The 24,939-nt window shown below is 64.0% G+C and carries 22 protein-coding genes; 13 read left to right on the plus strand and 9 right to left on the minus strand.

The genetic code is table 11. The features are described from left to right. Positions 1 to 227: 227 nt before the first annotated feature. The 7 genes from lptF (at position 228) to LB515_RS23120 (ending at position 8,476) form a co-directional block, all read left to right on the plus strand. On the plus strand, positions 228 to 1,424 hold the full coding sequence (gene lptF / locus LB515_RS23090; RefSeq protein ID WP_095767018.1) for an LPS export ABC transporter permease LptF: 1,197 nt from the start codon (positions 228 to 230) through the stop codon (positions 1,422 to 1,424). 2 nt (positions 1,425 to 1,426) lie between these two features. Then, the gene (lptG, locus tag LB515_RS23095) at positions 1,427 to 2,509 is read left to right on the plus strand and encodes an LPS export ABC transporter permease LptG (protein WP_224633143.1); all 1,083 of its coding nucleotides are present in this window, start codon (positions 1,427 to 1,429) and stop codon (positions 2,507 to 2,509) included. Further along, complete coding sequence (locus tag LB515_RS23100) at positions 2,509 to 4,920, plus strand: LPS-assembly protein LptD (RefSeq protein WP_224709069.1); 2,412 nt, start codon at positions 2,509 to 2,511, stop codon at positions 4,918 to 4,920. The genes lptG and LB515_RS23100 overlap by 1 nt, the downstream gene beginning before the upstream one ends. Positions 4,921 to 5,156: 236 nt before the next feature. After that, entirely contained in the window at positions 5,157 to 6,077 is a 921-nt protein-coding gene (locus LB515_RS23105) for a SurA N-terminal domain-containing protein (protein WP_095767016.1), read from the plus strand. Positions 6,078 to 6,226: 149 nt separating this feature from the next. Beyond that, positions 6,227 to 7,261, plus strand: a complete 1,035-nt coding sequence (pdxA, locus tag LB515_RS23110; RefSeq protein WP_224709070.1) for a 4-hydroxythreonine-4-phosphate dehydrogenase PdxA — start codon at positions 6,227 to 6,229, stop codon at positions 7,259 to 7,261. Between the two features lie 7 nt (positions 7,262 to 7,268). Next, a complete protein-coding gene (gene rsmA / locus LB515_RS23115) occupies positions 7,269 to 8,114 on the plus strand; it encodes a 16S rRNA (adenine(1518)-N(6)/adenine(1519)-N(6))-dimethyltransferase RsmA (protein ID WP_224709071.1) in 846 nt (281 codons plus the stop codon). Positions 8,115 to 8,182: 68 nt separating this feature from the next. After that, positions 8,183 to 8,476 carry a DUF1330 domain-containing protein gene (locus LB515_RS23120; RefSeq protein ID WP_224709072.1) on the plus strand — a complete coding sequence of 98 codons (294 nt, stop codon included), beginning with the start codon at positions 8,183 to 8,185 and terminating at the stop codon, positions 8,474 to 8,476. Positions 8,477 to 8,661: 185 nt separating this feature from the next. Here the strand turns inward: LB515_RS23120 and gmk are convergent, their stop codons facing one another. From gmk to fabD, 7 genes are all read right to left on the minus strand, one after another. Next, a complete protein-coding gene (gene gmk / locus LB515_RS23125; protein ID WP_095767013.1) occupies positions 8,662 to 9,336 on the minus strand; it encodes a guanylate kinase in 675 nt (224 codons plus the stop codon). Positions 9,337 to 9,340: 4 nt separating this feature from the next. Continuing rightward, on the minus strand, positions 9,341 to 10,231 hold the full coding sequence (locus tag LB515_RS23130) for a YicC/YloC family endoribonuclease (protein WP_224605580.1): 891 nt from the start codon (positions 10,229 to 10,231) through the stop codon (positions 9,341 to 9,343). 188 nt (positions 10,232 to 10,419) lie between these two features. Further along, positions 10,420 to 11,610, minus strand: coding sequence for an endolytic transglycosylase MltG (gene mltG, locus LB515_RS23135; RefSeq protein WP_224709073.1), 1,191 nt, complete (start codon positions 11,608 to 11,610; stop codon positions 10,420 to 10,422). Between the two features lie 241 nt (positions 11,611 to 11,851). Further along, the gene (gene fabF / locus LB515_RS23140) at positions 11,852 to 13,114 is read right to left on the minus strand and encodes a beta-ketoacyl-ACP synthase II (protein WP_095767010.1); all 1,263 of its coding nucleotides are present in this window, start codon (positions 13,112 to 13,114) and stop codon (positions 11,852 to 11,854) included. Positions 13,115 to 13,148: 34 nt separating this feature from the next. Continuing rightward, positions 13,149 to 13,385, minus strand: a complete 237-nt coding sequence (locus tag LB515_RS23145; protein ID WP_006203723.1) for an acyl carrier protein — start codon at positions 13,383 to 13,385, stop codon at positions 13,149 to 13,151. Between the two features lie 198 nt (positions 13,386 to 13,583). After that, positions 13,584 to 14,321: a 3-oxoacyl-[acyl-carrier-protein] reductase gene (gene fabG, locus LB515_RS23150; protein WP_140783695.1), complete on the minus strand. Its 738-nt coding sequence runs from the start codon at positions 14,319 to 14,321 to the stop codon at positions 13,584 to 13,586. Between the two features lie 302 nt (positions 14,322 to 14,623). Further along, entirely contained in the window at positions 14,624 to 15,577 is a 954-nt protein-coding gene (gene fabD, locus LB515_RS23155) for an ACP S-malonyltransferase (protein WP_224709074.1), read from the minus strand. A gap of 276 nt (positions 15,578 to 15,853) precedes the next feature. On the opposite strand from fabD, the gene LB515_RS23160 reads away from it, so the two are divergent. Beyond that, positions 15,854 to 17,779 carry an LTA synthase family protein gene (locus LB515_RS23160; protein WP_224633138.1) on the plus strand — a complete coding sequence of 642 codons (1,926 nt, stop codon included), beginning with the start codon at positions 15,854 to 15,856 and terminating at the stop codon, positions 17,777 to 17,779. A 196-nt stretch (positions 17,780 to 17,975) separates the two neighbouring features. Here LB515_RS23160 and LB515_RS23165 read toward each other — a convergent pair whose 3' ends face one another. Together LB515_RS23165 and LB515_RS23170 are read right to left on the minus strand one after the other, a co-directional pair. Further along, the gene (locus tag LB515_RS23165; protein ID WP_224709075.1) at positions 17,976 to 19,148 is read right to left on the minus strand and encodes an NAD(P)/FAD-dependent oxidoreductase; all 1,173 of its coding nucleotides are present in this window, start codon (positions 19,146 to 19,148) and stop codon (positions 17,976 to 17,978) included. Next, positions 19,145 to 19,849, minus strand: a complete 705-nt coding sequence (locus LB515_RS23170; protein WP_224709076.1) for a class I SAM-dependent methyltransferase — start codon at positions 19,847 to 19,849, stop codon at positions 19,145 to 19,147. The genes LB515_RS23165 and LB515_RS23170 overlap by 4 nt, the downstream gene beginning before the upstream one ends. A gap of 334 nt (positions 19,850 to 20,183) precedes the next feature. Here LB515_RS23170 and LB515_RS23175 point away from each other — a divergent pair, with 334 nt between their 5' ends. The 5 genes from LB515_RS23175 to LB515_RS23195 are packed head-to-tail and all read left to right on the plus strand — an operon-like array spanning position 20,184 to position 24,896. Then, positions 20,184 to 21,200 carry a type III polyketide synthase gene (locus LB515_RS23175; protein ID WP_318012643.1) on the plus strand — a complete coding sequence of 339 codons (1,017 nt, stop codon included), beginning with the start codon at positions 20,184 to 20,186 and terminating at the stop codon, positions 21,198 to 21,200. Continuing rightward, entirely contained in the window at positions 21,200 to 22,417 is a 1,218-nt protein-coding gene (locus tag LB515_RS23180; protein WP_224709078.1) for a sulfotransferase family protein, read from the plus strand. Before LB515_RS23175 ends, LB515_RS23180 begins: the two co-directional genes overlap by 1 nt. A 60-nt stretch (positions 22,418 to 22,477) precedes the next feature. Then, positions 22,478 to 23,041, plus strand: a complete 564-nt coding sequence (locus LB515_RS23185; protein WP_224551531.1) for an ABC transporter substrate-binding protein — start codon at positions 22,478 to 22,480, stop codon at positions 23,039 to 23,041. Continuing rightward, positions 23,010 to 23,771 carry an ABC transporter ATP-binding protein gene (locus LB515_RS23190; protein WP_224709079.1) on the plus strand — a complete coding sequence of 254 codons (762 nt, stop codon included), beginning with the start codon at positions 23,010 to 23,012 and terminating at the stop codon, positions 23,769 to 23,771. Before LB515_RS23185 ends, LB515_RS23190 begins: the two co-directional genes overlap by 32 nt. A gap of 3 nt (positions 23,772 to 23,774) precedes the next feature. Then, on the plus strand, positions 23,775 to 24,896 hold the full coding sequence (locus LB515_RS23195) for an ABC transporter permease (RefSeq protein WP_224709080.1): 1,122 nt from the start codon (positions 23,775 to 23,777) through the stop codon (positions 24,894 to 24,896). Positions 24,897 to 24,939 lie beyond the last annotated feature (43 nt).

Raw genomic sequence — 24,939 nt, forward strand, 5'->3', positions numbered from 1 at the left:
ACAAAGGATTCGCCTCGGCACGGCCTTAGCTTGCTGCCGCAACCTGCTGTTAACCATCGATGTTTCGCATTTCTTATTCATTGGCGCGGAGACTCCGCCACGCCGGGGCACGTGGCGTGGGGCGACAAACCGGAGCGAGCCGCCCATGACGCAGTTGTGCGGGCGCCGCCGGATCACTACCTTGTCGGCGGGCATGATGCCGTTCGGCAAAATCGAGAAAAGCCTTCATGAAGGTCGTTGAACGCTACATCATGCGCCGCGCGCTGACGATGTTCCTCGCGGCGCTGGTCTGGACGTTGGCGATCGTGTGGACCACGCAGGTGCTGGCCAAGATCGACCTCGTCACCGACAATGGCCAGTCGGCGCTGACTTTCTTCGAAGTCGCGGCACTCATCATCCCCTCGATCATCCCGATCGTGGTGCCGTTCGCCCTGGTGGTGGCGGTGGCGCAGACGCTGAGCGCCATGAACACTGATTCGGAGCTGGCCGTGCTCGGCGCCGCCGGCGCCTCACGCTGGACGATCGCGCGGCCGATCCTGCTGCTCGCGATAGCGGCTTGCGCGTTTTCCTTCATCGTCGACAACGCCATCGATCCCTATGCCAGGCAGAAGAACCGCCAGCTGGTGGCAGCATCGCGCGCCGACCTTCTGTCGCTGATCATCCAGGAAGGCACGTTCCGCAAGATCGACGAAGGCCTGTTCCTGCAGGTTGGCGAGCGGCTTCCCGGCAACCGGCTCGGCGGCATCTTCGTGGCCGATTCACGCGAGGAAGGCGCCAGCCTGACCTACTACGCCAAGACCGGCAGCATCGTCGAAAAGGGCGACGAGAAGGTGCTGATGATGAATGACGGCGTCATCAACCGCAAATCGGTGACAGGCGACCTCTCCGTCATCCGCTTCACCTCCTATGCTTTCGACATGTCGGCGTTCATGTCGGCGGCGAACGACATCACGCTTTTGCCCAAGGACCGCACGACGCAATATCTGCTCAGCCCGGATCCCAACGACAAGATGTTCCAGCGAGAACCGGGCAGCTACCGGGCGGAGCTCAACCAGCGTCTCGCCGAATGGTCCTATTCGCTGGTGTTCGCGCTGATCGCGCTTGCCGTTGCGGGCGACGCGCGCTCGCACCGGGAGGCGCGCATCAATCCGCTGATCACGGCAATCGCGATAGCGCTTTTCGTGCGGTGGCTGGGCTTCTTCGCCGCAGGCAAGGCCGACAGGGTCTGGTACTATGTCTACCTGCTCTACGCTATACCGCTCATCGCCTCCGCGGTTTCGATCTGGTTCATCGTATCGTCGCGCACCATGGAATTGCCGGTCAGTTGGGCAGACTGGCTGACGGGCCTCGCCAAGCGTGCCGGCGACAACTGGACAACATTCAAGCTCTGGCTCGTCCGGCGCACTTCCGGCCAGGGAGCCTGACCATGGGCTGGACGCTGGGCCGCTATTTCTTTTTCCGTTACGTCTCGATCACCTTCTGGTTCTTCCTCGGCCTGCTGGCCCTGGTGTTCCTGATCGACTTTACCGAGCTTTCCGGCCGCACGACCGGGCTGCCCGGCTTCACCTACGGCACAGCCTTCGCCATTTCGGCGCTCAGGATGCCGATGATCATGCTGCAGACGGTGCCGTTCGTCGGACTGTTCTCGGCAATGGCAACTCTGGTGTCGCTCAACCGCCGTTACGAGCTGGTGATCGCCCGCTCGGCCGGCGTCTCGGCCTGGCAGTTCCTGTTTCCGTGCTGCGTCGGCGCGCTGATGTTCGGTGTGCTGTCGGTCGCCGTGATCAATCCGATCGCAGCGCATGGCTTTTCCTGGTCCGAGCAGATGGAGAACGACCTCAGGGCCGGCAAATCGAATGCCGTCACGACCAACGTCACGCCCTGGCTCAGGCAGAAGACCGAATCGGGCGACACCATCATCGGCGCCCGCGCCATCCTCAATCAGGGGCTGGAGATGGCGGACGCGGTGTTTTTCATCCTCGACCCGCAGGGCAACATCGCCGAACGCAAGGATGCGGCCAAAGCCCTCCTGCGCGACGGCTATTGGGAATTGCAGGACGTAAAGGTCTTCAAGGGAGGCAATATCCAGACGCTGGCGTCCGACAGGGTGCCGACCAATCTCAAGCCGGAATTCGTGCAGGAACGCCTGGCGCGCCCGGAAACCATCCCCTTCTACGAGCTGCCGCGAAAGATCGAGGTTGCCCGTTCCTTCGGACTCAAGGCGAATGCCTTCGCCATGCAGTTTGATTCGCTGGTTGCCTTGCCGTTCCTTCTCGTCGCCATGACGCTGATTGCTGCAACGGTTTCAATGCGATTTGCACGAATGGGACAGTCGGCAACGATGATTCTGGGTGGCGTCGTGGCCGGCTTTCTGCTTTATGTCGTTTCGGTACTGGTCAAGGCATTCGGTGTAGCCGGATTCGTGCCTACTGTAGTGGCTGCATGGGTTCCGGTTGTCGTGGCTATGTTCTTTGGGGTGACGTTTCTGCTATACAAGGAAGACGGCTAGTGAGGGAGGCGGTTTTGCGCAGCCATAGGCAGGCCGGTTTGGCACGCCTCTATGGGGCGACTGCCTTGGCGTGTCTGTTCGCTTGCGCGGTGCCGACGGCATCCGCGCTGGCGCAGCAGATCACTGCCAAGTCCGTCCCTTCCGGCACGCAGATGCTGCTGGCCGCCGACACGCTTGTCTACGACAACGACAAGCACACGGTGACGGCCGTCGGCGGCGTGCAGATCGACTATGGCGGCAACAAGCTGGTCGCCCAGCGCGTGGTGTATAACCGCGACACCAAGCGCCTCGTCGCCAGCGGCGCCGTCGAGTTGATCAACAGCGACGGCACCAAGGTCAATTCCGACCATATCGACATCACCGACGACTTCGCCGACGGCTTTGTCAACGCGCTGCGCGTCGAGACGATAGACAAAGCCTATTTCGCCGCCGAGAGCGCGGAGCGCATGGGCGGCGTGCTCACCACCTTCCACAACGGCGTCTACACCGCCTGCGAGCCTTGCGAAGACAAGCCGGACAAAGCGCCGACCTGGCGCATCAAGGCGCGAAAGATCATCTGGAACGGCGAGAAGAAGACGGTCCGCTTCGAAAACTCGAATTTCGAGTTCTTCGGCTTCCCGCTCGCCTATCTGCCGGCCTTCGAGATCGCCGACCCGACGGTGAAGCGCAAGAGCGGCTTCCTGATCCCCGGTATCGTCTACAACAACCATCTCGGCGTCGGCATCAAAGTCCCTTATTATTTCGCTCTGTCTCCGACCTATGACCTGACCGTCACCGGCAGCGGCTATACCAAGCAGGGTTTCCTCGGCGAGGCCGAGTGGCGCCAGCGCTTCAACAACGGCCAGTACACGCTGAAGATTGCCGGCATCAACCAGCAGGATCCCGGCGCATTTGTCGATTCCGCCGGCCATAATGTGAATTCGGGGCCTGCCAACGATCCGAACAAGTTTCGCGGCATGATGGGCACCAAGGGCCAATTCGCCATCAATGAGCGCTGGGACTTCGGCTGGGACGTGCTGCTCCAGACCGACAAGAATTTCTCGCGCACCTACAACATCGAAGGCTACAACGACCTCGTCCATCAGTCGTCGATCTATCTGACGGGCTTGAGCGACCGCAATCATTTCGACGTTCGCGCGATGCGCTTCGAGGTGCAGGAAGACACGCTCTCCAGCGACCTGACGGCGCGCTCGGCCAAGCAGCCCTGGGTGCTGCCGTCGCTCGACTACGCCTATATTCCCGACACGTCGGTGGCCGGCGGCCAGTTGTCATTCAACGTCAATACACGCGTGATCAGCCGCAACCGGCTGGATGCTGTGCTGGCCAATCCAATCGACAGCACTTCCATCAACAATGTGCGCGGCATCGAAGGCGAGTCGAGCCGGTTGACGGCGGAAGCCGAGTGGAAGCGCACCTTCACCACGGATGGCGGCCTGCAATTGACACCGCTGCTCGCCTTCCGCGGCGATGCCGGTTACGTCAACGCCAATTCGGCTTCGCTCGCCGCCGTCAACCAGATGGGGACGAATCTCGGCGAGGACGACGACATGCGTTCCTCGCTTGCCCGCTACATGGCCACTCTCGGCCTCGAGGCGCGTTGGCCGCTCCTGTTCTCGATGGCGAACTCCAGCCATGTGCTGGAGCCGACGGCGCAGGTCTTCGTGCGCCCGAACGAGCAATATGTCGGCGGACTGGCCGTCCCGAACGAAGACGCGCAGAGCTTCGTCTTCGACGCCACCACGCTGTTCGAACGCGACAAATTCTCGGGCTATGACCGCATAGAAGGCGGCACGCGCGCCAATGTCGGCTTCCGGTATTCAGGCGCCTATGACAATGGCTGGGCCACGAATGCAATTTTCGGCCAGTCCTACCAGCTTGCGGGCGAAAATTCCTTTGCCGCGCCCGACCTCGTCAATGTCGGGGCCGAGTCCGGCCTGGACAAGCAGACCTCGGATTATGTCGGCCTTGTCGGCTTCAACAGCCCGAGCGGCTTCTCCGGTTCGCTGAGCGGGCGTTTCGACGAGCAGACATTCGAGGTCAGGCGCGCCGAAGTGAAGGCCGCCTATTCCAGCCTGCCGATATCGCTCAGCGCCAAATATGCCTTCATCGAGGCGCAACCGCTCTACGGCTTCACCACCGACCGCCACGAGCTCACGCTCGGCGCTTCGACCCATCTGGCGCAGAACTGGCGGCTGTTCGGCACCGGCACCTACGACATCGAGACAAATGTGCTGGTCAAGGACGGCGTCGGCTTCGCCTACAACGATAGCTGCTTCACTTACATCATGACGTATTCGCAGACGCGCGACACCGTCACCAAGGAAGTGTCGCAGAACATCGGTTTCAACCTGTCGTTCCGCACGCTCGGCGATTTCGGTTCGTCAACAAGCGCGGTCGATACCATCCAGTGATCAAGCGGCGGGCGCGCGGTCTCCGAGCCGTGCGCCGGCTGGGGCGCTGATGGGCTTTGGTCTTGATTTGGAGCGTGTTCCTTCGAAAATGGGCGCGTTTCCCAGGGCCATGCGGCGGCGACATCGTTTCGCCGCATAAGATGGGCATGGGGTCGACTGCATCCGGCAGGCGTTCGGAGGACGCGCGGCGCCGCGATGGCGGGAAACTCGAGATGGGGAAAAATTAGGAAGGTAAGATGAGGAAATACCTGTTTTCAGCGGGATTCGCGCTTCTGGTGGCGGCCTCCATTTCGGTCACGGCTGTCGTACGGCCTGCTTTCGCCGCTGAGATCAAGTATGTCGTCAACAACATGCCGATCACCACCGGCGACATCGCGCACCGCGCCGCCTTCTTCAAGCTGCAGCACAAGAAGGGCGATGCCGCGCAGGAGATGATCGACCAGACGCTGCGCCTGGCCGAGGCCAAGCGGCTCGGCATCCACATCACCGACCAGCAGGTCGACGCCGCCTACCAGCGCTTTGCCTCGGGCAACAAGATGCCACTGGCGAAACTCGACGCGATCATGGCGCAGTCGGGCGTCACCAAGGAACATTTCAAGGAATTCATCCGTGCCCAGATGGCCTGGAACCAGGCGCTCAGCTCGCGCTACCGCTCCGGCGAAGGCGGCTCGGTGACCGAGCAGGACGCCGTGCGGCGCATGCTGGACAAGGGCGGCGCCAAGCCGACCGCGACGGAATACATGCTGCAGCAGGTGATCTTCGTGGTTCCGGCATCGGAGCGCGCCGGCACGCTCGCCAAGCGCAAGCGCGAGGCCGACGCCATGCGCGCCCGCTTCAGCGGCTGCAACACTACGCGGGAATTCGCCAAGGGCCTGATCGACGTCACCGTGCGCGACCTCGGCCGCGTGCTGGCGCCGCAATTGCCGTCCGACTGGGCCGAGCAGATCAAGGCGACCAAGGTCGGCGCCGCGACGCCGACGCGCGAGACCGAGCGCGGCGTCGAGTTCATCGGCATCTGCTCCTCGCGCGAGGTTTCCGACGACAAGGCCGCGCAGATGGTGTTCCAGGCTGAAGGCAGCAACGACAAGGACGCCGACGAGCTCAGCAAGAAATATGTCGCCGAGCTGCGCCAGAAGGCCAAGATCGTCGAACGCTAGAGCCGGATGATTTCAGGTCGAGTCGACCTGAAATCTGAATCCGCCTCTAAATCAAAGAGATAGAGCATGATGTCGTCCGAAAACCGCTGCACACTTTTCGGCATCATGCTCTGAGCGACAAGCGTGCGATGCCGCAGCCAGCCGACCGCATGAGCACGCAGAAGACCCACGCGCCGCTGGCGCTCAGTGTCGGCGATCCCTCGGGCATCGGGCCCGAGATCGCCATCGCCGCCTGGCAAGCTGGCGACAGCGCCGGTGTGCCGCCCTTCTATCTGCTTGCCGACCCCGCTTTGATCGAAGCCCGTGCCCACCTGGTCGGCGCGAATGTGACGATCGCCGAGACCTTGCCCGGACAGGCGGCGCACCACTTTGCCCGGGCTCTGCCTGTCGTTCCGCTCGATGCGCGTCATTTCGACAGCCCGGGACAGCCGAACCCGGCCAACGCCGCCGGCACCATCGAGGCCATCGACCGCGCCGTCGCCGACTGTCTCGCCGGCCACGCCGCGGCGATAGTCACCTGCCCGATCTCCAAAAAGCCGCTTTATGATGCCGGATTTGGCTTTCCCGGCCACACCGAATATCTGGCACACCTGGCTTCGCGCCACACCGGCAGGGATGTGACGCCGGTGATGTTGCTGGCGGGACCGGATCTGCGCACCGTTCCGGTGACCATCCACATCGCTTTGGCCGAAGTGCCGAAGCTGCTCACGACGGAGCTGATCGTCGCGACCGCGCGCATCACCGCCGCCGATCTCGAGAGCCGCTTCGGCATTGCGCGGCCGAAGCTTGCGATCGCCGGACTCAACCCGCATGCCGGCGAAGGCGGCGCCATGGGCCTGGAGGATGCTGCGATCGTGACCCCGGCCGTCGAGATGCTCAAAGCGGAAGGGATCGACGCGATCGGACCGCTGCCGGCTGACACGATGTTTCATCCGCGCGCGCGCGCTTCCTATGACGCGGCGCTCTGCATGTATCACGACCAGGCGCTGATCCCGGCCAAGACTTTAGCCTTCGACGAGGCGGTGAACGTGACGCTGGGCCTGCCCTTTATCCGAACCTCGCCCGATCACGGCACCGCTTTCGGCATTGCCGGCAAGGGTATTGCGCGCGCCGACAGCCTGATCGCCGCGCTAAGGCTGGCGCGCCGGCTGGCCGACAGCGGACGGCAGGCCACCGCCGCGTGAGGATCCATTGAGCGGGCGCACCACAATCGACGGGTTGCCGCCGTTGCGCGAGGTGATCGAGCGGCATGGCCTGCAGGCCAAGAAGGCGCTCGGGCAGAATTTTCTGCTCGACCTCAACCTGACAGGCAAGATCGCGCGCGCCGCCGGCGATCTCGGCGAGGCGACGGTGATCGAGGTCGGCCCAGGCCCGGGCGGATTGACGCGGGCGCTTCTCTTCAACGGCGCGCGGCGCGTGATCGCCATCGAGCGCGACGAGCGCTGCCTCGAAGCGCTGGCCGAGGTCTCCAGCCACTATCCCGGTCGCCTGGAGGTCATTCCCGGCGATGCGTTGAAGACGGATTTTGCCGCGCTTGCCGGCGCGGCGAACGGCGGGCCGGTGAAGATCGTTGCCAACCTGCCCTACAATATCGGCACCGAGCTTCTGATCCGCTGGCTGACGGTGGCCGATTGGCCGCCCTTCTACCAATCGATGACGCTGATGTTCCAGCGCGAGGTGGCGGAGCGCATCACAGCGGTCCCGGACAGCGACGCCTATGGCCGGCTCGGCATCCTGGCCGGCTGGCGCACCGAGGCGAAGATCGCCTTCGACGTGCCGCCGCAGGCATTCACGCCGCCGCCGAAGGTCACCTCATCGGTGGTGCATCTGGTGCCGCGCTTATCTCCCCTGCCCGTGGACGCCAGAAAGCTGGGCCGCGTCACCGAGGCCGCCTTCGGCCAGCGCCGCAAGATGCTCAGGCAAAGCGTGAAGAGCCTTGGCGGCGAGGCGTTGCTGACGCGGGCCGGGATTGACCCGACGCGGCGGGCCGAGACACTCAGCGTGGAAGAGTTTGTAAGGCTGACCAACGCGGTTTGACCGCCAGCGTCACTGGAATCCAGAACCCGGCGCCATAGATAGTCAGGCGAAACCAGCCGGAGCCTGCAATGCCTGCCTATGTCATTTCCGATGTCACTATCCGCGACAGGGAGGCGTTCGAAACCTATCGAACTCGCGCCGCCGCCTCCATCGCCGCGCATGGCGGACGCTATCTCGTTCGTGGCGGCGAGGTGGAGACACTGGAGGGGAGTTGGAAACCCGGGCCGCTCATCGTCGTCGAGTTTCCCGACATCGAGACCGCGCAGCGCTGGTATCACTCCGGCGATTACGCGGCCGCACTTGAGGTTCGCGACGCTGCGCTTAGCCGCAACCTCATTCTGATCGACGGGATCAGTTCGTGACGCGGCGAATTGCCCGAAAACGGCCGCGCACGATCAAGCTGAGGCGCTTTTTGCCGAGAAACGGGGGGCAACGGGTCGCAAATAGAGGTCTGGTTCACTTTTGCTTTTTGTACCGCCGCAGGCCGGCGCTGCCCCTCATCCGACCTTCGGGCCACCTTCCCCTCGTAAGCGGCGAGAAGGAAGAGTCACCCCGTCTTCTCGTCCAGCAATCCCGAAATGAAGTCGAACAGCCCCGGCCGCCGATCGCGCCGCAGCCGCTCCGCCGTGACGATGGCACGGACCTCGGCGAAGGCGCGGTCGAGATCGTCGTTGACGATGACGAAGTCGTATTCCTTCCAATGCTCGATCTCGAGGCGGGCGTTCTTCAGCCTGGTCTCGATGACCGATTCCTGGTCCTCGGCGCGGCGCTTCAGGCGCGCCTTCAATTCCTTCATCGACGGCGGCAGGATGAAGATCGAGACGATGTCGGCGCGCATCTTCTCCTTGAGCTGCTGGGCGCCCTGCCAGTCGATATCGAACAGCATGTCGCGGCCTTCGGCCAGCGCGATTTCAGCGGGCTCGCGCGGCGTCGCATAGCAATTGCCGTGCACTTCGGCCCATTCGAGCAGCGCATCGGAATCGCGCAGCCGCTCGAACTCGCGCATGGTGCGGAAGTGATAGTGGACGCCTTCGATCTCCGAGCCGCGGCGCGGCCTTGTCGTGACGGAGACCGAAAGCTCGAGACTTCCATCGCTTTCGAGAAGATTGCGCGCGATGGTCGACTTGCCGGCGCCCGACGGCGACGACAGCACCAGCATCAATCCGCGGCGGCGGATGCGGGACCCCAGATCCCTGGCGGCCGTCGGCTCCTTGGCAACCATCCCGTCACTCCAGATTCTGGACCTGCTCGCGAAACTGGTCGACCACCGCCTTGAGCTCCAGCCCGATTGCGGTAACCGCGGCAGCGTTCGACTTGGAGCATAAGGTATTCGATTCGCGATTGAATTCCTGTGCCAGAAAATCGAGCTTGCGGCCAACGGCGGCGCCGCTTTTGAGCAACGCGCGCGCCGAAGCGACATGCGTCTTCAGCCTGTCGATCTCTTCGCGGATGTCGGCCTTGCTGGCGAGGAAGGCCGCTTCTTGATGCAGCCGGATGGCGTCGAGATTGGCCGAAGCATCCGTCAAGAGGCGCACCTGCTCGGCGATACGCTCGCGGATTGCCGCGGGCTCGCGCGACGGGTCGGCCTCGGCCTTCAGCGTCAGCGCCTCGATGATATCGACATGGCCGGCAAGAAGCGCGCCCAGCGCCGCGCCTTCGCTGCGGCGCGCCTGCTCCAGCCCGGCGAGCGCCATCTCGAGCGCAGACAGAATCGCGGCGTCGAGAGCGGCCCGCTCCTCCTCCGTCTCCACGGCTTCGGGAATGTCGAGCACACCGCGCAGGGAGAGCAGGCCGTCGGCCGTGGCGGGCTCGGTGCCGAACTGCTCTTGCAAACGCCTGGCCAGCCCTGCCAGGTCCTTGAGGAACGCCTCGTTGACCACCGGCTGGATTTGCCTTGCGGCGGCGCGGCCGACGGTCAACGTCGCCTGGAAATTGCCGCGCGCGAAACGCTTCTGAACGGTCTGCCGGACGGCCGTCTCCAGCCGGTCGAAACCCTGCGGCAATCTCAGCCTCACCTCGGCGCTCTTGCCGTTCACCGATTTCACCTCCCAGGCTATCGAGGTGCCCTCGCTTTCAGCGGCGCACCGCGCAAAACCGGTCATGCTTTGCAGGCTCATTGCCCTGTCGTCCCCCTGTCGCAGCCAAGGCATGCGTTGCCCAGCGCTGCGCGCCCAAAAATCGCCGGATGATCGGCCGGCGTCCCCTCAAAACATGAATATGGCCTCGCGTCAAAGGACGCGATCTTCTGCGTGGTGCATGTCGTTTCCCAAAACCGCTGGCGCACTTTTGGGCGAATGCATTGCGCCTATTGCGCGTCGTCGCCGCCGGCGTCGCCATTCTCGCCATTGGCCCCGGCGTCGCTGCTGTCGGCCTTGTCATCGGGGGCTGCCGGCGCCGTCGTCTGGCCCGAGGCCTTGGCGGCGGCATCAGCCTGCTTCTTCTGCAGCGCCCGGTAACGGGCGACGTTCTGGTTGTGCTCTTCCAGCGTCGCTGCAAAGACATGGCCGCCATTGCCGTCAGCGACGAAATAGAGGTCGTCGGTCTTGGACGGATTGGCGACCGCTTCAAGCGCCGCTCGGCCCGGATTGGCGATCGGCGTCGGCGGCAGGCCCTTGATCATGTAGGTGTTGTAGGGCGTCTGCTTGTCGAGGTCGGACTGGTAGATCGGCCGATCCGCCGGCTTTCCTTTGCCGCCGAACAGGCCGTAGATGATGGTCGGGTCGGACTGCAGCCGCATGCCCTTGGCCAGGCGGTTGAGGAACACCGCGGCGACGCGGGAGCGCTCGTCGCTCCTGCCCGTTTCCTTCTCGACGATCGAGGCGAGCGTGACGAAGTCGTCGATGTTGGCGATCGGCAGGTCGGCCGCGCGATGCGACCAGACATCCTCGACCAGCTTCTTCTGGTCGGCAACCAGCTTGTCGACCATTTGCTGCCTGGTGGCGCCGCGGGTGAAGCGCAGCGTGTCGGTGGCGATGGTACCTTCCGGCGGCAAGGTCGGCGGCATGTCGCCGGTGAGCGCCTCCTGATCGGCGACGCGCTGCAGCGCCTGCTCGACCGTCAGCCCTTCAGGAATGGTAAGCGAGTACATCACCGACTTGCCGCTCTTGAAGAGCTCCATGATGTCGCGCATCGAGGCGCGCGGCTTGATGGCATATTCGCCGGCCTTAAGCGCCGATTCATTGCCCGTGGCGCGCACGCCGAGCCGGAAGATGCGGGCATCGCTGATCAGGCTGCGGCGTTCCAGCTGGTCCGCGATCTCCTGCACGCCGGTGTTCGGCTTGATCATGAAGGTGTCGCCATTGGTGGATGGGCCGGGCTCGACGAAAGCCTGCATGCCGAAATAGAGCGCGGCACCCGAGGCGATGACCGCAAGGATAACCATGGAGAGGAAGAAGTTCAGGAACACGACGAACTGGCTGCGCGAAGCGCGCGAGCGCTTCGACGGCGGCGGCGTGCCGGCTTCCGGGCGCAACGCCTCGGCCGCAGTCTTCGGCATGATCGGCACCTTTGTGCCCTGCCGTGCGAAATCCCCGTCGCCGCCCGGATTTGTGCTCCCAGGATTTGTGCTCATGGCGCCCTACCGTCTGATCTTGCAACGAATCCCCTAGCTACAAACTAGGGGAGAATTTGGCAAAAATGACGGCAGGTGGCGGGACTGCCGGCTGGTTGTCTTTTTCTGAGCAATCCCGGGGCGGAAAGCGCTGAGCACTCTTTCCGGGATTGCGCCCGTTGACCTTTCAGCCATTGTAGCGCTGGAACACGAGCGAGGCGTTGGTGCCGCCGAAGCCGAAGGAATTCGACAGCGCGACATCGATCTGACGCTGGCGCGGCTTGTTCGGCACGAGATCGATCGCCGTCTCGCGTTCCGGATTGTCGAGATTGATGGTTGCCGGCGCGACGTTGTCGCGGATGGCGAGGATCGAGAAAATCGCTTCCGCGGCACCCGCGGCGCCCAGCAGATGGCCGATCGACGACTTGGTCGACGACATCGAGATCTTCGAGGCGGCATTGCCGACCAGCCGCTCGACGGCGCCGAGCTCGATCGTATCGGCCATGGTCGAGGTGCCGTGCGCGTTGATGTAGTCGACGTCGGCCGGCGAGAGTTTTGCCCGGTTCAGCGCCGCCATCATGCAGCGGAAGGCGCCATCGCCATCTTCGGCCGGCGCGGTGATATGGTGGGCATCGCCGGTCAGGCCATAGCCGGTGACCTCGGCATAAATCTTGGCACCGCGGGCCTTGGCGTGCTCCAGCTCTTCCAGGACGACGACGCCCGCGCCCTCGCCCATGACGAAGCCGTCGCGGTCGCGATCATAAGGACGCGACGCTGTTTCGGGGCTGTCATTGCGCTCGGTGGACAGCGCCCGGCAGGCCGCGAAGCCGGCAATCGACAGCCGGGTCACCGGCGCCTCGGCGCCGCCGGCCAGCATCACATCGGCATCGCCCCACATGATCAGCCGGGCGGCGTCGCCAATGGCGTGCGCGCCGGTCGAGCAGGCAGTGACCACCGCATGGTTCGGGCCCTTCAGGCCGTGGCGGATGGAAACCTGGCCCGAGACCAGATTGATGATCTGTCCGGGGATGAAGAAGGGGCTGATGCGGCGCGGGCCGCGTTCCTTCAGGATCATCGCGTTCTCGGCGATGCCGTCGATGCCGCCGATGCCGGAGCCGATCAGAACGCCGGTGGCGCACTGGTCCTCATGTGTCTCAGGCTTCCAGCCGGAATCGGCCAGCGCCTCGTCGGCGGCGGCGATGCCATAGAGAATGAATTCGCCGATCTTGCGCAGTTCCTTCGGCTCGAGCACAGCCTCCGGATTGAAGGTGCCGTTCGAGCCGTCGCCGCGCGGAATGATGTGGGCGATCTTGCAGGCAAGATCGTCCACCTCGAATTCGGTGACACGCCGGCAGGCGCTGCGGCCGGAGAGCAATTCCCGCCAGCTATGCTCGACGCCCATGCCGAACGGCGAAAGCAGGCCAAGGCCCGTGACGACGACACGCCTCATCGCAGGTCCTCCCCGGTTATGCCTGCGAAAGAACTCAGGCCGAGGCCTTGTCGATATACTTGACGGCGTCGCCGACGGTGAGGATGGTCTCGGCCGCATCGTCCGGAATCTCGACGCCGAACTCTTCTTCGAACGCCATGACGAGTTCAACCGTGTCGAGGCTGTCCGCGCCCAGATCGTCGATGAAGCTCGCCTGCTCCGTCACCTTGTCGGCATCGACGCCGAGATGCTCGATGACGATCTTCTTGACGCGCTCTGCGGTGTCACTCATTTGGGGCAATCCTCGTCTTAGGTTGTCTATCTTCGTTAGCGGGCGGAATGCCGCTAATCAAGCTGAAAGATGGTCTTGCGGGCAACGCAACGCCACAGGACCGGTTTTTGCCCGAACCGCCGGGTTGCGGGCCGCATTACACGAAAAATGACGGGCGTCCAAGCCGAAATGGCTGTTTTCACAGGCGCCCGCCCTGCCTCAGATCATTGCCATGCCGCCGTTGACGTGAATGGTCTGGCCGGTGACATAGGCCGCCTCGTTGGAGGCGAGATAAGCGACGGCGGACGCCACTTCAACGCTGGTGCCCATGCGCCGGGTCGGGATCGCGGCCATGATCGTCTCTTTCTGCTTGTCGTTGAGCTTGTCGGTCATGGCCGATTCGATGAAGCCCGGGGCGACGCAGTTGACGGTGATGTTGCGGGTGGCGATCTCCTGCGCCAGCGACTTGGAAAAGCCGATCATGCCTGCCTTGGAGGCGCAGTAATTGGTCTGGCCGGGATTGCCGGTGACGCCGACCACCGAGGTGATGTTGATGATGCGGCCATGGCGGCGGCGCATCATCGGATGCGTCAGCTCGCGGGTCAGCCGGAACACGGCAGTGAGGTTGACCTCGATCACCGAATCCCAGTCGGCGTCCGACATGCGCACGAACAGGCCGTCCTTGGTGATGCCGGCATTGTTGACCAGGATGTCGACGCCTTCGAGATCGGCCTCCGCTTTCTGGCCGAGCGCCTTGACCGCGTCGCGGTTCGTCAGGTCCGCCGGAAACAGTTTTACGCGGTCGCCCAATTCGCCCGCCAAGGCTTCCAGCTTCTCCACACGGGTTCCGTGCAGGCCGACGATCGCGCCCTGGCTGTGCAGCACCCTGGCGATCGCCTCGCCGATGCCTCCCGATGCGCCGGTGACGAGCGCCTTCCGGCCGGTCAGTTCGAACATATCTTCAACCTCATTTTTCCAGACGGCTGCAAGCAGTCGCGTTCCGTATACGTCATATCGTCCAAGTCACGCTAGACAAGCGTCGGACATTGGCGAAGGCCTCCTTCCCGTCGTCATCCACGGGCGGAGCGGGAGCGAAGCGGACGCGTAGACCCGAGGATCCATGCCGTGACATTGGCCGAAGGATGCAACGGAGCAGAATTCTGCACCGCGGCGGCACTTCCAAGTCACGGCATGGATTCTAGGGTCTGCGCTGCGTCGCTTCGCTCCTTGCTCCGCCCTAGAATGACGAAAACGGGGCCTCACCCCAAAGCCGCCAGCGCGGCCTCGACTTCCGCCGCCGTGCCCACGGCGCCGGTGGCGATGTCGCGGTTGATGCGGCGCGCCAGGCCCGACAGCACCTTGCCTGCGCCGACTTCATAGAGGCTCGCGACGCCGTTGGCGCCAAACCATTCCACCGTCTCTCGCCAACGTACGCGGGCGACCACCTGCTCGACCAGGCGGCGGACGATCTCATCGGGGTCGCTGGTCGGGGTTACGGTGACGTTCGAGACGATCGGAACCACCGGCGCGGATTTCGCGACACCGGCCAGCGCCTCGCGCATTATGTCGGCGGCAGGCGTCATCAGCGCCGAATGAAAGGGGGCGGAAACCTGCAGCATCAGCGCCCGCTTGGCGCCTTTTTCGGTGCACAGCTTCGCCGCCAGCTCGACCGCCGGCCTGGCGCCGGAGATCACCAGCTGGCCGCCGCCATTGTCGTTGGCGACCTGGCAGACGGAGCCGTTGCCGACCTCGCGAGCTGCCTCGGCGCAAGCGGCCTCGACGTCGGCCTGTTCCAGCCCGATGATCGCGGCCATGGCGCCCTCGCCGGCCGGCACCGCCGCCTGCATGGCGTTGCCGCGGGTCCGAAGCAGCCGCGCCGCGTCGCCGACCGAAACGAAGCCGGCCGCAGCAAGCGCGGAATATTCACCAAGCGAATGGCCGGCGACATAAGCCACCTTGTCCTTCAGCGAGAAGCCGCGCGCTTCGAGCGCGCGCATCGCCGCCAGCGACACCGCCATCAGCGCCGGCTGGGCATTGGCGGTCAGCGTCAGCGTCTCTTCCGGCCCTTCCCAGATGCGTTTCGACAGTTTTTCGCCGAGCGCTGCGTCCACTTCCTCGAAGACGCGACGCGCTTCGGGGAATGCATCGGCGAGGTCCTTGCCCATGCCGACGGCTTGGCTGCCCTGTCCCGGAAAGGTGAATGCGACGGCCATTTTGAGGTCTCTCCAGAGGCTGGTTTTGTCTGCCTCTGGCGCAAGGCGGACAGCCAAGTCAAGCCCGCAGGCGTCTCTTCGGCCTGCATTTCGGTCGGAAATCCTGCTGACTGCCTGTTCCAAAAGGCCTTTTACTTGATCACACCTGATGAAAACCGCTCACGTTTAGTTTGCTGGCTCTTCTTATTTCCGCCACAGGCGCTAGCTTTGCGTGACATTTCGATGACAGTGGCGTGACGCGGGTGGAAGACGCGTGACAAGGGCCGGGGAAGTAAAGTGGCAAGGATCAGGAAAGGCGCGGCCAAACCCGCGCCGCAATTTTTGGAAGACGATCCGTCCACCGGCTATCTGCCGGGACGAGCCTGGCCGACCGTACGCTACGGCCTGTCGACGCTTCTTGCCTCAGCCCTGCTCGTCTTCGCGATCGAGCTGATCGTACGCGGCGATTTCTTCGGCACAGTCGATTTCTTTATGCAGCCCTTCAAGCCCGGCTGGACCACCATCATCGTCTTCGCCCTGGTGCTGCTCGGGCTGGACGCCATACTCGGCCGAAGCCACCAGAGCCTGATGATCGTGGCGCCGCTGACGCTGGCGCTGGCCTTTGTCGGCCACCAGAAATCGCGTTACCTCGGCGACCCGCTCTATCCCACGGATTTCCTGTTCGCCCGCCAGATCATGGCGCTGATGCCGCTCCTGGTGCGCGAGCGCCCGTGGACGGCCGTCATGCTGGCGGTCGGCATCGTCGGCGGTCTGACGCTGCTCGTCTACGGCTGGCGGACCTGGCGCCGGCGAGTACCCATCCTCAGCCGCAAGGGCCGCCTGGCGCGGCTGGCGCTTGCCGTGCCGCTGCTCGCCTTCTTCGTCTCGATCATGGACTACGCCACCTTCTCGTGGACGCGCGACCGGCTGCAGATCATCCCGATTATGTGGGACCAGAAGGAGAACTACGCCTCCAACGGCTTTGCGCTGGCCTTCGCGATGAACGTGCCGATGGCGCATGTCGCGGCGCCGCCCGGCTATTCCGAGAAGACGATGGCCGCGATCCAGCGCCCCGACGTCGCCGCTTCCATGCCGGACGAGAAGCCGGATATCGTGGTGGTGATGAGCGAATCCTTCTGGGATCCGACGCACCTGCCCGGCGTCACCATCAAGCCCGACCCGATCCCGACGGTCAGGGCGTTGCGCTCCGGCTCGATGTTCTCGCCCGAGTTCGGCGGCATGACCGCCAATATTGAGTTCGAGGCGCTGACCGGCTTTTCCAACGCCTTCCTGCCGGCCGGCTCGATCCCCTATCAGCAATATGTGCGCACCCCGACCCCGTCGCTGGCGACCTTCCTGAAGAGCCAGGGTTACCGGGCGCGCGCCATCCATCCCGGCACCAACTGGTTCTGGAACCGCGGCGCCGTCTATGCCGATTTCGGCTTCAACGACTTCCGCTCCGAAGAGACGCTGCCGCCGATGGAAAAGCGCGGGCCGCTGGCTTCCGACGCGGCGATGACCGACGAGATCATCCGCGAGGCCGACACCAGCGACGATCCGGTGTTCCTGTTCGCCGTCAGCCTGCAGAACCACGGTCCTTACGAGCCCTACCGCTACTACAACCCGACGCATTCGATCGACGCGCCGATCAGTTCCTGGGCGCGGGAATCGCTGCTTTCCTATGCCGAGGGGTCGGCCGACGCCGACCGCGGCCTGCAGCGCCTGATCGACTGGGCGAAGGCCCGCCAGCGGCCGACCATCATCGCCTTCTTCGGCGACCATCTGCCGCCGCTCGGACCCGTCTATGTCGAGACCGGCTTCCTCAAGGACAATGTCGCGCCGCGCAAGGAGCCGGCGGTCGCCGCGCTCGAACACCACGATACGCCTTTGGTTATCTGGTCGAACCGCTCCGGTCCGGTCGAGAACATCGGCTCGGTGAGCCCGGCCTTCCTGCCCTATCATATCCTGACCACGGCAGGCATCAGCCACCCCTATTACACCGGCTTCCTCGGCGCGCTGCGCGAACACTACCGGGTGGTCGACCGCAACCTGCTCCTGTCGCCCGTGGGCGAAGCAACGCCGGATTGGGCGAGGCAGAAGCAGATCGATCCGAAGATCAACGATTTCCGACTCATCCAATACGACATGATGTTCGGCAAGCGGCTCTCGGCGCCCGATTTCTTTCCCGAGACGGTGAACAGGCTGGTCGCGCATACAAGCTGAGCTGACCGGCGGTCACAGCCGATCGCGGCTATCCCGGCGCGAAACGATGTTTCGATGCCGGGCCTTGGAAAGGTTTTGTCGCTGCGATTTAGAGCAATTCCAGGAAAAGTGTGAGCGGTTTTCCGTCCGAAATTGCGTAAAAAACAAGGAGATAGGGCGTTTCGCCGTTTCCGTGAAACGGTGAACGCGCTAGACGTCAAAAGCCTGGAACCGGCTGGACCTTTCCACTCAGCCGAGCGCCAAGCGTCAAAGCGGCCGGAAAATTCTTGATCACGGCGCGCATGGCCGACGCGCCACCTGGCCCAAGCGCTATTTTGGCAATCAAGGCCGCGGCACGCAGACGGGTCGAGAATTGCCGACGCCATTCGCGTTCGTAGCGATGCCCGGCGGCGTCGCGGTCCTCGCGACGTTTGCCCGATACGATCAGTTCTCGCGCAAGCAGCCAGCCCGATTGCAGCGCCATCGAAATCCCTTCGGCGATGACAGGATGCGACTCGCCCGCGATGTTGCCGACACGGAAGATGCCCTGATCGTAACCGGCCCGGATGCCCGGATGAATCGGTCCCGCAGCCAGCCATGGGCCATCCAATTCGGCACCTGCCAGCGCAGTTCGCACGCCTCGGCACGAGGCCAGGACGTGGCGCGACACCGCATCCGCCGCCGCAATATTCCCTAAGCGCCGGCGCAGCCCGGATAGAACATCGCGGCGGATACAGCAGGAGATTGAAACCCGACCATTGTCCGCAGTTACCATCCCGCCATATCCGCCTGGGAATACCAGCAGCGGCATCAGATCGGGCGCCAGCGCGGCGCCGGTAAAATGCGCCTTGAAGCCGAAAAGGTCGGAGGGTTGGCTGGTTCTTTCAAGTTGGCTCGGAAGTTTCCCGGTTTCCCAGGATCCGTGCGCGGCAATGATGACGGGTGTGCTGAGCAGCTTCTGTTGCTGGTCGGATTCCACAGTCAGAAATTGCAAGTCATCGCGCCGGCAGATGGCGACTGCCTTGCAAGGCTGGAGAATCTCGACACCCGCACGTTCGGCAGCCTGCAGCAGGATGGTGTCCAGACGATCGCGGCCGAGCGCGCGGCCGAGACTCGTCTTGGCGCTCGGCATTCGCGCCTGCGCCGAGACATCGCCCGAAAAGAACCCGACGCGCCTTATCTCGGGGCCGGCTTCCGCGCGCCAGCTCTCGCCGACGCCCAGCTGATCGAGCAAGGCAAGGCTGGTGCCCGACATGAATTCGCCGCAGACCTTGCGGCGAGGAAATACCACCTTCTCCACCATTGCCACCGACCAACCATGTTGGGCGAGTGCAATGGCGGTGGAACTTCCGGCAGGACCGGCACCGATGACAATTGCGTCGTGCATCATTTCGTGTCGGGCATGCTGGCGCCGACAAAACCTTGCGTAAACAGGCCTCTGCGGCCCTCCATCACGGGCGTTCCACCTGACAGTTGCCACGATTGTGAAAGTTCCGTGCCGCGAAAACCGGCGCGCACACTTTGCGCTGCATCATTCAGCGTTACCGCACAAGCGCCGATCAATCGCAGAAACCCTGTCGCCACAAGCGGCACCTTGGCTCTCAACGGCTCCGTGGCGACGAGCATCGGGGCCATCGTCATCATCCGAGAAAACAGCTCCTGCAGGCGCATGTCGTCGAAGTGGTGGAGGATAAGGTTGGCGCAAACAAGGTCGAAGGGCCTGTCCTGGGTCCAATCGAACAGATCCGCAGTCACGGGCTGCGCCCGCCAGCCCAATTCAGCGAAAGAGCTGCGCAAGTCCTCGCCTATCAAGCCGATCCTGTCGACCATGACGATCTCGACGTCGGGCCAATGGCGCGCCATCAGCCGCGCCACCGCCAGCATGAACTTTCCGTCGCCGGCGCCTATTTCGAGGATGCGCAGCGGCGGCTTTTGCACGTTTTGCCGCATCAGCGATGCCATGATCCTGGCCTGGAACATCAATGCATTGATGCGAACGAGATCGCGACGGGATGCAATCGCACGGGGATCGTCAGCCGGGAGGCCGTCGAGGAGTTCTGGCTCCAGATGCCGGATGTCTATGTCGGTCATGCGATGGATCGGAAATCTAGGTTTCAGCCGGCAATCCGGCAAATAGAATTCGCTCGTATCTTCATGGCCGCGCGCTGCTGGGCCGCGGAACCCGCATTTGAACCCAACCCGGATAGCGAAGTCGGTCCCCTTCATGCGAGATCGGAGGCTGATATCACAGTTTGCTAATGAGAAATATCGGCACCGCGCAATAAAATGCTCTATGCAGGCGTTTACCTTAGGAATGCTTCTCTAATTCGCAGACCTTATGAGCCCGATTGCGCTCATGCTCGGAGCTATTTTGTCCCCTCAAGCGTATATGAACGGCATTGCCACGTGTGTCCCCGAACATGACGTGCATCGGTTCTTCCTCGGCTATGGAGCCTCGCTGCTTGAAAACGACGCGCAGCGCCTTGCGCTCTTCGAGCGAATGGTCGCTCTGGCCGGGATCGAACATCGCTATTCCTGCTTTGCGCCTGCCGACGATCCGCGCGGCGGGGCAATCGACCGCGACGGCACCTCGGTCAGAGGCTCGTTCGCCAGCACCGCAATGCGTATGCGGATGTACGAAGCCGCCGCACCGGAGCTCGCGCAAAGGGCCGTCGACAGACTTCTGGCCAACGACGACCGCTCGCTGATCACGCATTTGATCGTGACGAGCTGCACCGGCTTTTCGGCGCCCGGCATCGACCTCGAGCTGGTGCAGCGATGCGGCCTGTCGACGTCGGTCGAGCGCACCATCATCGGCTTCATGGGATGCTATGCCGCCATCAACGCCTTGAAGCTGTCGCGCCACATCGTGCGATCGGATCCGAAGGCCCGCGTGCTGATCGTCAACATCGAATTGTGCACGCTGCATTTCAAGGAAGCCACGGAGCTCGAGAAGCTGATCTCGTTCTGTCTATGGGGCGACGGGTGCGCGGCCTCGCTGGTGACAGCCGAGCCGCACGGCATCCTGCTCGAAAGCTTCCACGCGATCGTGGCGGCGGAGCGCAAGGAGCTGATGAGCTGGAATATCCGCGACGACGGCTTTGACATGGTGCTGTCCGGGCAGGTTCCCGGTGCCGTCCGTGAGACGCTGCGCAACGAGCATCCGGCCATCCTCGGCGGCAGGCCCGCCAAGGAGGTCGATTTGTGGGCGGTGCATCCCGGCGGCCGCTCGGTGCTCGACGCGGTCGAGCGGGCGCTCGAACTGAAGCCGGCCGCGCTCGCCGCATCGCGCGAAGTGCTCCGGCAATACGGCAACATGTCGTCGGCCACCGTAATGTTCGCGATGGCCGAAATGCTGAAGGAGCCGTCGGGCTTGCTCGGCTGCGGCATGGCGTTCGGGCCGGGATTGACCACCGAGACCATGATGTTCCGGACTGCCTGATGAAGTCGAATGCCATGCGGCACCGCGTCCGTGCTTTCGCAGCCCGTTGGCTGGTGCCCTACCTGCCGTATCCGCACTTCATGTGTGTGGCACCTCTTGACGCCGTGTTGCGCGTCCTATGGCGTGCGGAAGGCCGGCTGCCTCCCGTTTATTGGCCGCGCCTGATGCTCCTGTTCCTGATTTCGGGCATCAACACGATCGCCTCCCTGCCGGAGCGCGTGATCCTTGGGGCATGGCTGCGGCTGCGACCTCCCCGGATGGAACCGGATAACGCGCCTGTGTTCGTTCTTGGCTACTTCCGCTCCGGGACGACTTTTTTGCAGAACCTGCTGTCGGCGGACCCGGACCTGAGATCGCCGGGCTGGCCGCAGGTCCTGGCGCCTCAGACATTCGTCCTTGGCTGGGCCCTGCTACGCTATCTTTTCGTGCCCTTGCTGCCGTTGACGCGCCTCGACGCGGTCGTGCCGGTTGGCGCCAGGCTGCCGGCGGAGGACGACTTCGCATTGAACAATCTGGGTGGAATGTCGATCCTAGCGGGACGAGCCGTGCTTCCCCGCCGGCAAGCCTTCTTCAATCGGTATCAGGATCTCGACTCGCTTTCGGCGCAAGAGCTGAACCGCTGGCGCTCACATCAGTTCGCTTTCGTCCAGAAGCTCACGCTCGTTGCCGGAGGGCGGCGACTTCTGCTCAAGTCGCCGAGCCACACGGCGCGCGTCCGCCACCTTTTGGAGCTGTTCCCTGGCGCCAAGTTTGTCCACATCTCGCGTCCGCCGGAAGCGGTGTTCCGGTCCAACCTTGTTCTGACGCGCGAGTTGCAGCGTGCGTTCGCCCTGCAGCCGCCCCTGCCCGAGCACGAGCAGGAAGAGATCATCGCCTGCGAATATCTTGCGACGGAGATGCACTATCTGGCTGATAGAACCCGGATCCCAGCCGCCGACCTCGCCGAGGTGCGGCTACAGGATCTCATTGCCGATCCGACGGGCGAGATGAAGCGGATCTACCGCGAACTGGGCCTGCCATTCTCCCAAGGCTGCGAGGAGCGCATGCTGCAAGTCGCCGCGACGTTCGGCAAACAGCCGCGCAACCGCCATCCCGACCTGACGGAAGGGCAGAAAGCGCGCCTAGCCCGCCTCGAACCGCTCGCTTCCAATTTCGGGCATGTGCCTGCGCTGCCTCCCGGGACGGTCAATATTGACAGCCAACCGCGCATTGGATGACATGGCATCATGACGGCGGGCCCATGGTCATACGCAAGCTGGGCAGGTTTGGCCCGGCTGTTGCTCGTCCCTCTGTTGCTCAGCATCTGCGCCCCGCCGATCTCGGCGGTTGCCGACGAGCAAGGCGATGCGATCAAGCTGGTTGAGACCGTGCGCCAGGCGGCGCTCGTGCTCGGGCACGGCGGGCCCGCCGAGGCGCAGCTCCGCTCGATCTCAGCGGCCTTCGACGGAAAGGGAATTGCCCAGGCCGTGCTCGGGACGCGCTGGCGCAGCGCGAGCGCGGACGACCGCGCCGCGGTGGTCGATGCGCTTCTTTATGCCATCGCACACGGGCTGGCCGACAAGCTGGAACGGACGCAGGACAAGACTTTCACCGTGCTCGGCACAAAGACCCTGGCCAACGGCGACATACTGGTGCGCAGCGAATTCCGCCGGCAGCTCCGCGGCCCAACGTCCGTGGACTGGCGTGTCCGCCGCTGCCGCGGGCAACTCTGTATCGGCGATGTCTTTGTCGACGGCGGGTCGGTGACCGTGCGGCAGCGGGACCGCATCGGCCAGATCCTCGCCGGCAATGGCGGCTCGATCCCCGCGCTTGTCGTCGATCTCAGGAAAGGCCGGGTATGACTCCTCGCCGGCGCTCATGTCCTCCCTCGTCGAATTGAGCAATGTCGGCCGCGATTTTGACGGCGGCCGCATCGTCGCTGTCGACGACGTGTCGCTCGCGATCGGGAATGACGAGACCGTCGCGATTGTCGGACGCAGCGGCAGCGGCAAATCGACGATCCTGAACCTGGTCTGCGGGCTTGACCGGCCGACCCGCGGCGAAGTTCGGTTCGAAGGCCGGGCCGTCAATGGAAGCGCTGCGTGGGCAGCAGTCCGGGCCAGCAGGATCGGCATCGTCTTCCAGAACTTCTGCCTGCTCCCCTCCTTGTCGGCGCGCGAAAACATCGAGGTGGCCCTGCTGGGAAACCTCGGCGGAGCGCAGCAGCGTCGCGCTCGCGCGCTGGAACTTCTGGCGCATTTCGGTCTTGCCGATCGCGCTGCGCTGCGGCCGGCCGAGCTTTCCGGCGGCGAACGCCAGCGCCTTGCCATTGCGCGGGCGCTGGCCAACCGTCCGAAGCTTCTTCTTGCCGACGAGCCGACAGGAAGCCTCGACGTGCAGACAAGCCAATCCGTCATGGACATTATCGGCAATGCGCATCGCGAGTTCGGGACCGCAGTGATCGTGGTGACCCATGACGAGGACGTGGCCGCATTGTGCGGACGCCGGGTCGAGATCTCGGATGGCCGCATCCGCTCGGACAGCCGGGCGGCGGCAATCTTAGCGCCCGCACCGGCATCGGGGATCGGCTAGCCCATGACGGAGCTGACCCTGCCCTTGCGCGGTCTCATCGCACGTCCGCTGCGCACTTTGCTCACGGTGCTCGGCATCGGCTTGGCGGTCGCCGGCTTCGTGGCGCTTACAGGCCTGACCGCCGGCGTCCAGCGCTCATTTGCGTCGGGAATCGATGAGAACGGCGCGGATCTGGTGGTTAGCCAGCGCAGCACCTTCAATTTGGTGAGCAGCACCGTGCCCAGAGCGCTCGGCCCGGCGCTTTCGGCGGTGCCGAATGTCGAGGCGGTGTCGGGCGTTCTCCTCAACATCACCACCGCCGACGAGGACGCCAATATCGTCATGGCCGGCTGGCCAAGCGGCAGCTTCCTTTGGAAAGACGTGCCGCTCGTGGCGGGGCGGCTCCCTGTGCCGGGGGACCAGTGGCCGGTGATCCTTGGCCAATCGATCGCCGGCGCATTGGACAAGCGGGTCGGCGATACCGTCGAGCTGCAGTTCCAGCCCTATCGGATCGTCGGCATCGCGTCGTTCTCGTCCATGCTGAACCAGAACAGCGCCATCGTTCCGCTCGAGGGGCTGCAGCAGCTCCTGTCGCGGGAGGACGCCTTTACCTTGTTCGAGGTAAGACTGAAGCGCCCGCTCGACGCCGACGGCATCGCCGCTGCCCGAACCCGGCTCGTTGCAGCCGCGCCGGGATTCGTGGTCGTCGACACCGAGCAGTTCGCCAACAGCATTCGCATCTTCGATCTGCTTCGGGCGATCGCCCGCACGATTTCGCTGGTCGTCATGGCGATGGCCTCGGTTGCGGTCGCCAACACGCTGCTGATGGCCGTGAACGAACGGACGTTCGAGATTGGTGTTCTGGCGGCGCTTGGCTGGGCGCCGCGGCGGATTCTTCGGCTCATCCTCATCGAAGGCGTCTTCATGAGCGCAGCCGGCGGCGTTATCGGCATCGTTCTCGGCGCCCTGACCATGGAAGCGGCGGCGAAGACAAGGGTCGCGGCGGGTCTGATCGTGCCTTATCTGTCGGGCTGGTCGATCGCGCAGGCGCTGATCTTCGTCTTCATCGCCGGGCCGCTCGGCGCGCTCTACCCGGCTTGGCGCGCCACGCGCCTTCTCCCCGCTGAAGCACTCCGCAGGATCTGAATTCCGTGTCGGCCGGGCAGCGCTCCGATGCCAGCAAAAGCAT

Origin of the sequence: Mesorhizobium sp. CA15, assembly GCF_020165215.1 — a bacterium.
Classification (GTDB): Bacteria; Pseudomonadota; Alphaproteobacteria; order Rhizobiales; family Rhizobiaceae; genus Mesorhizobium.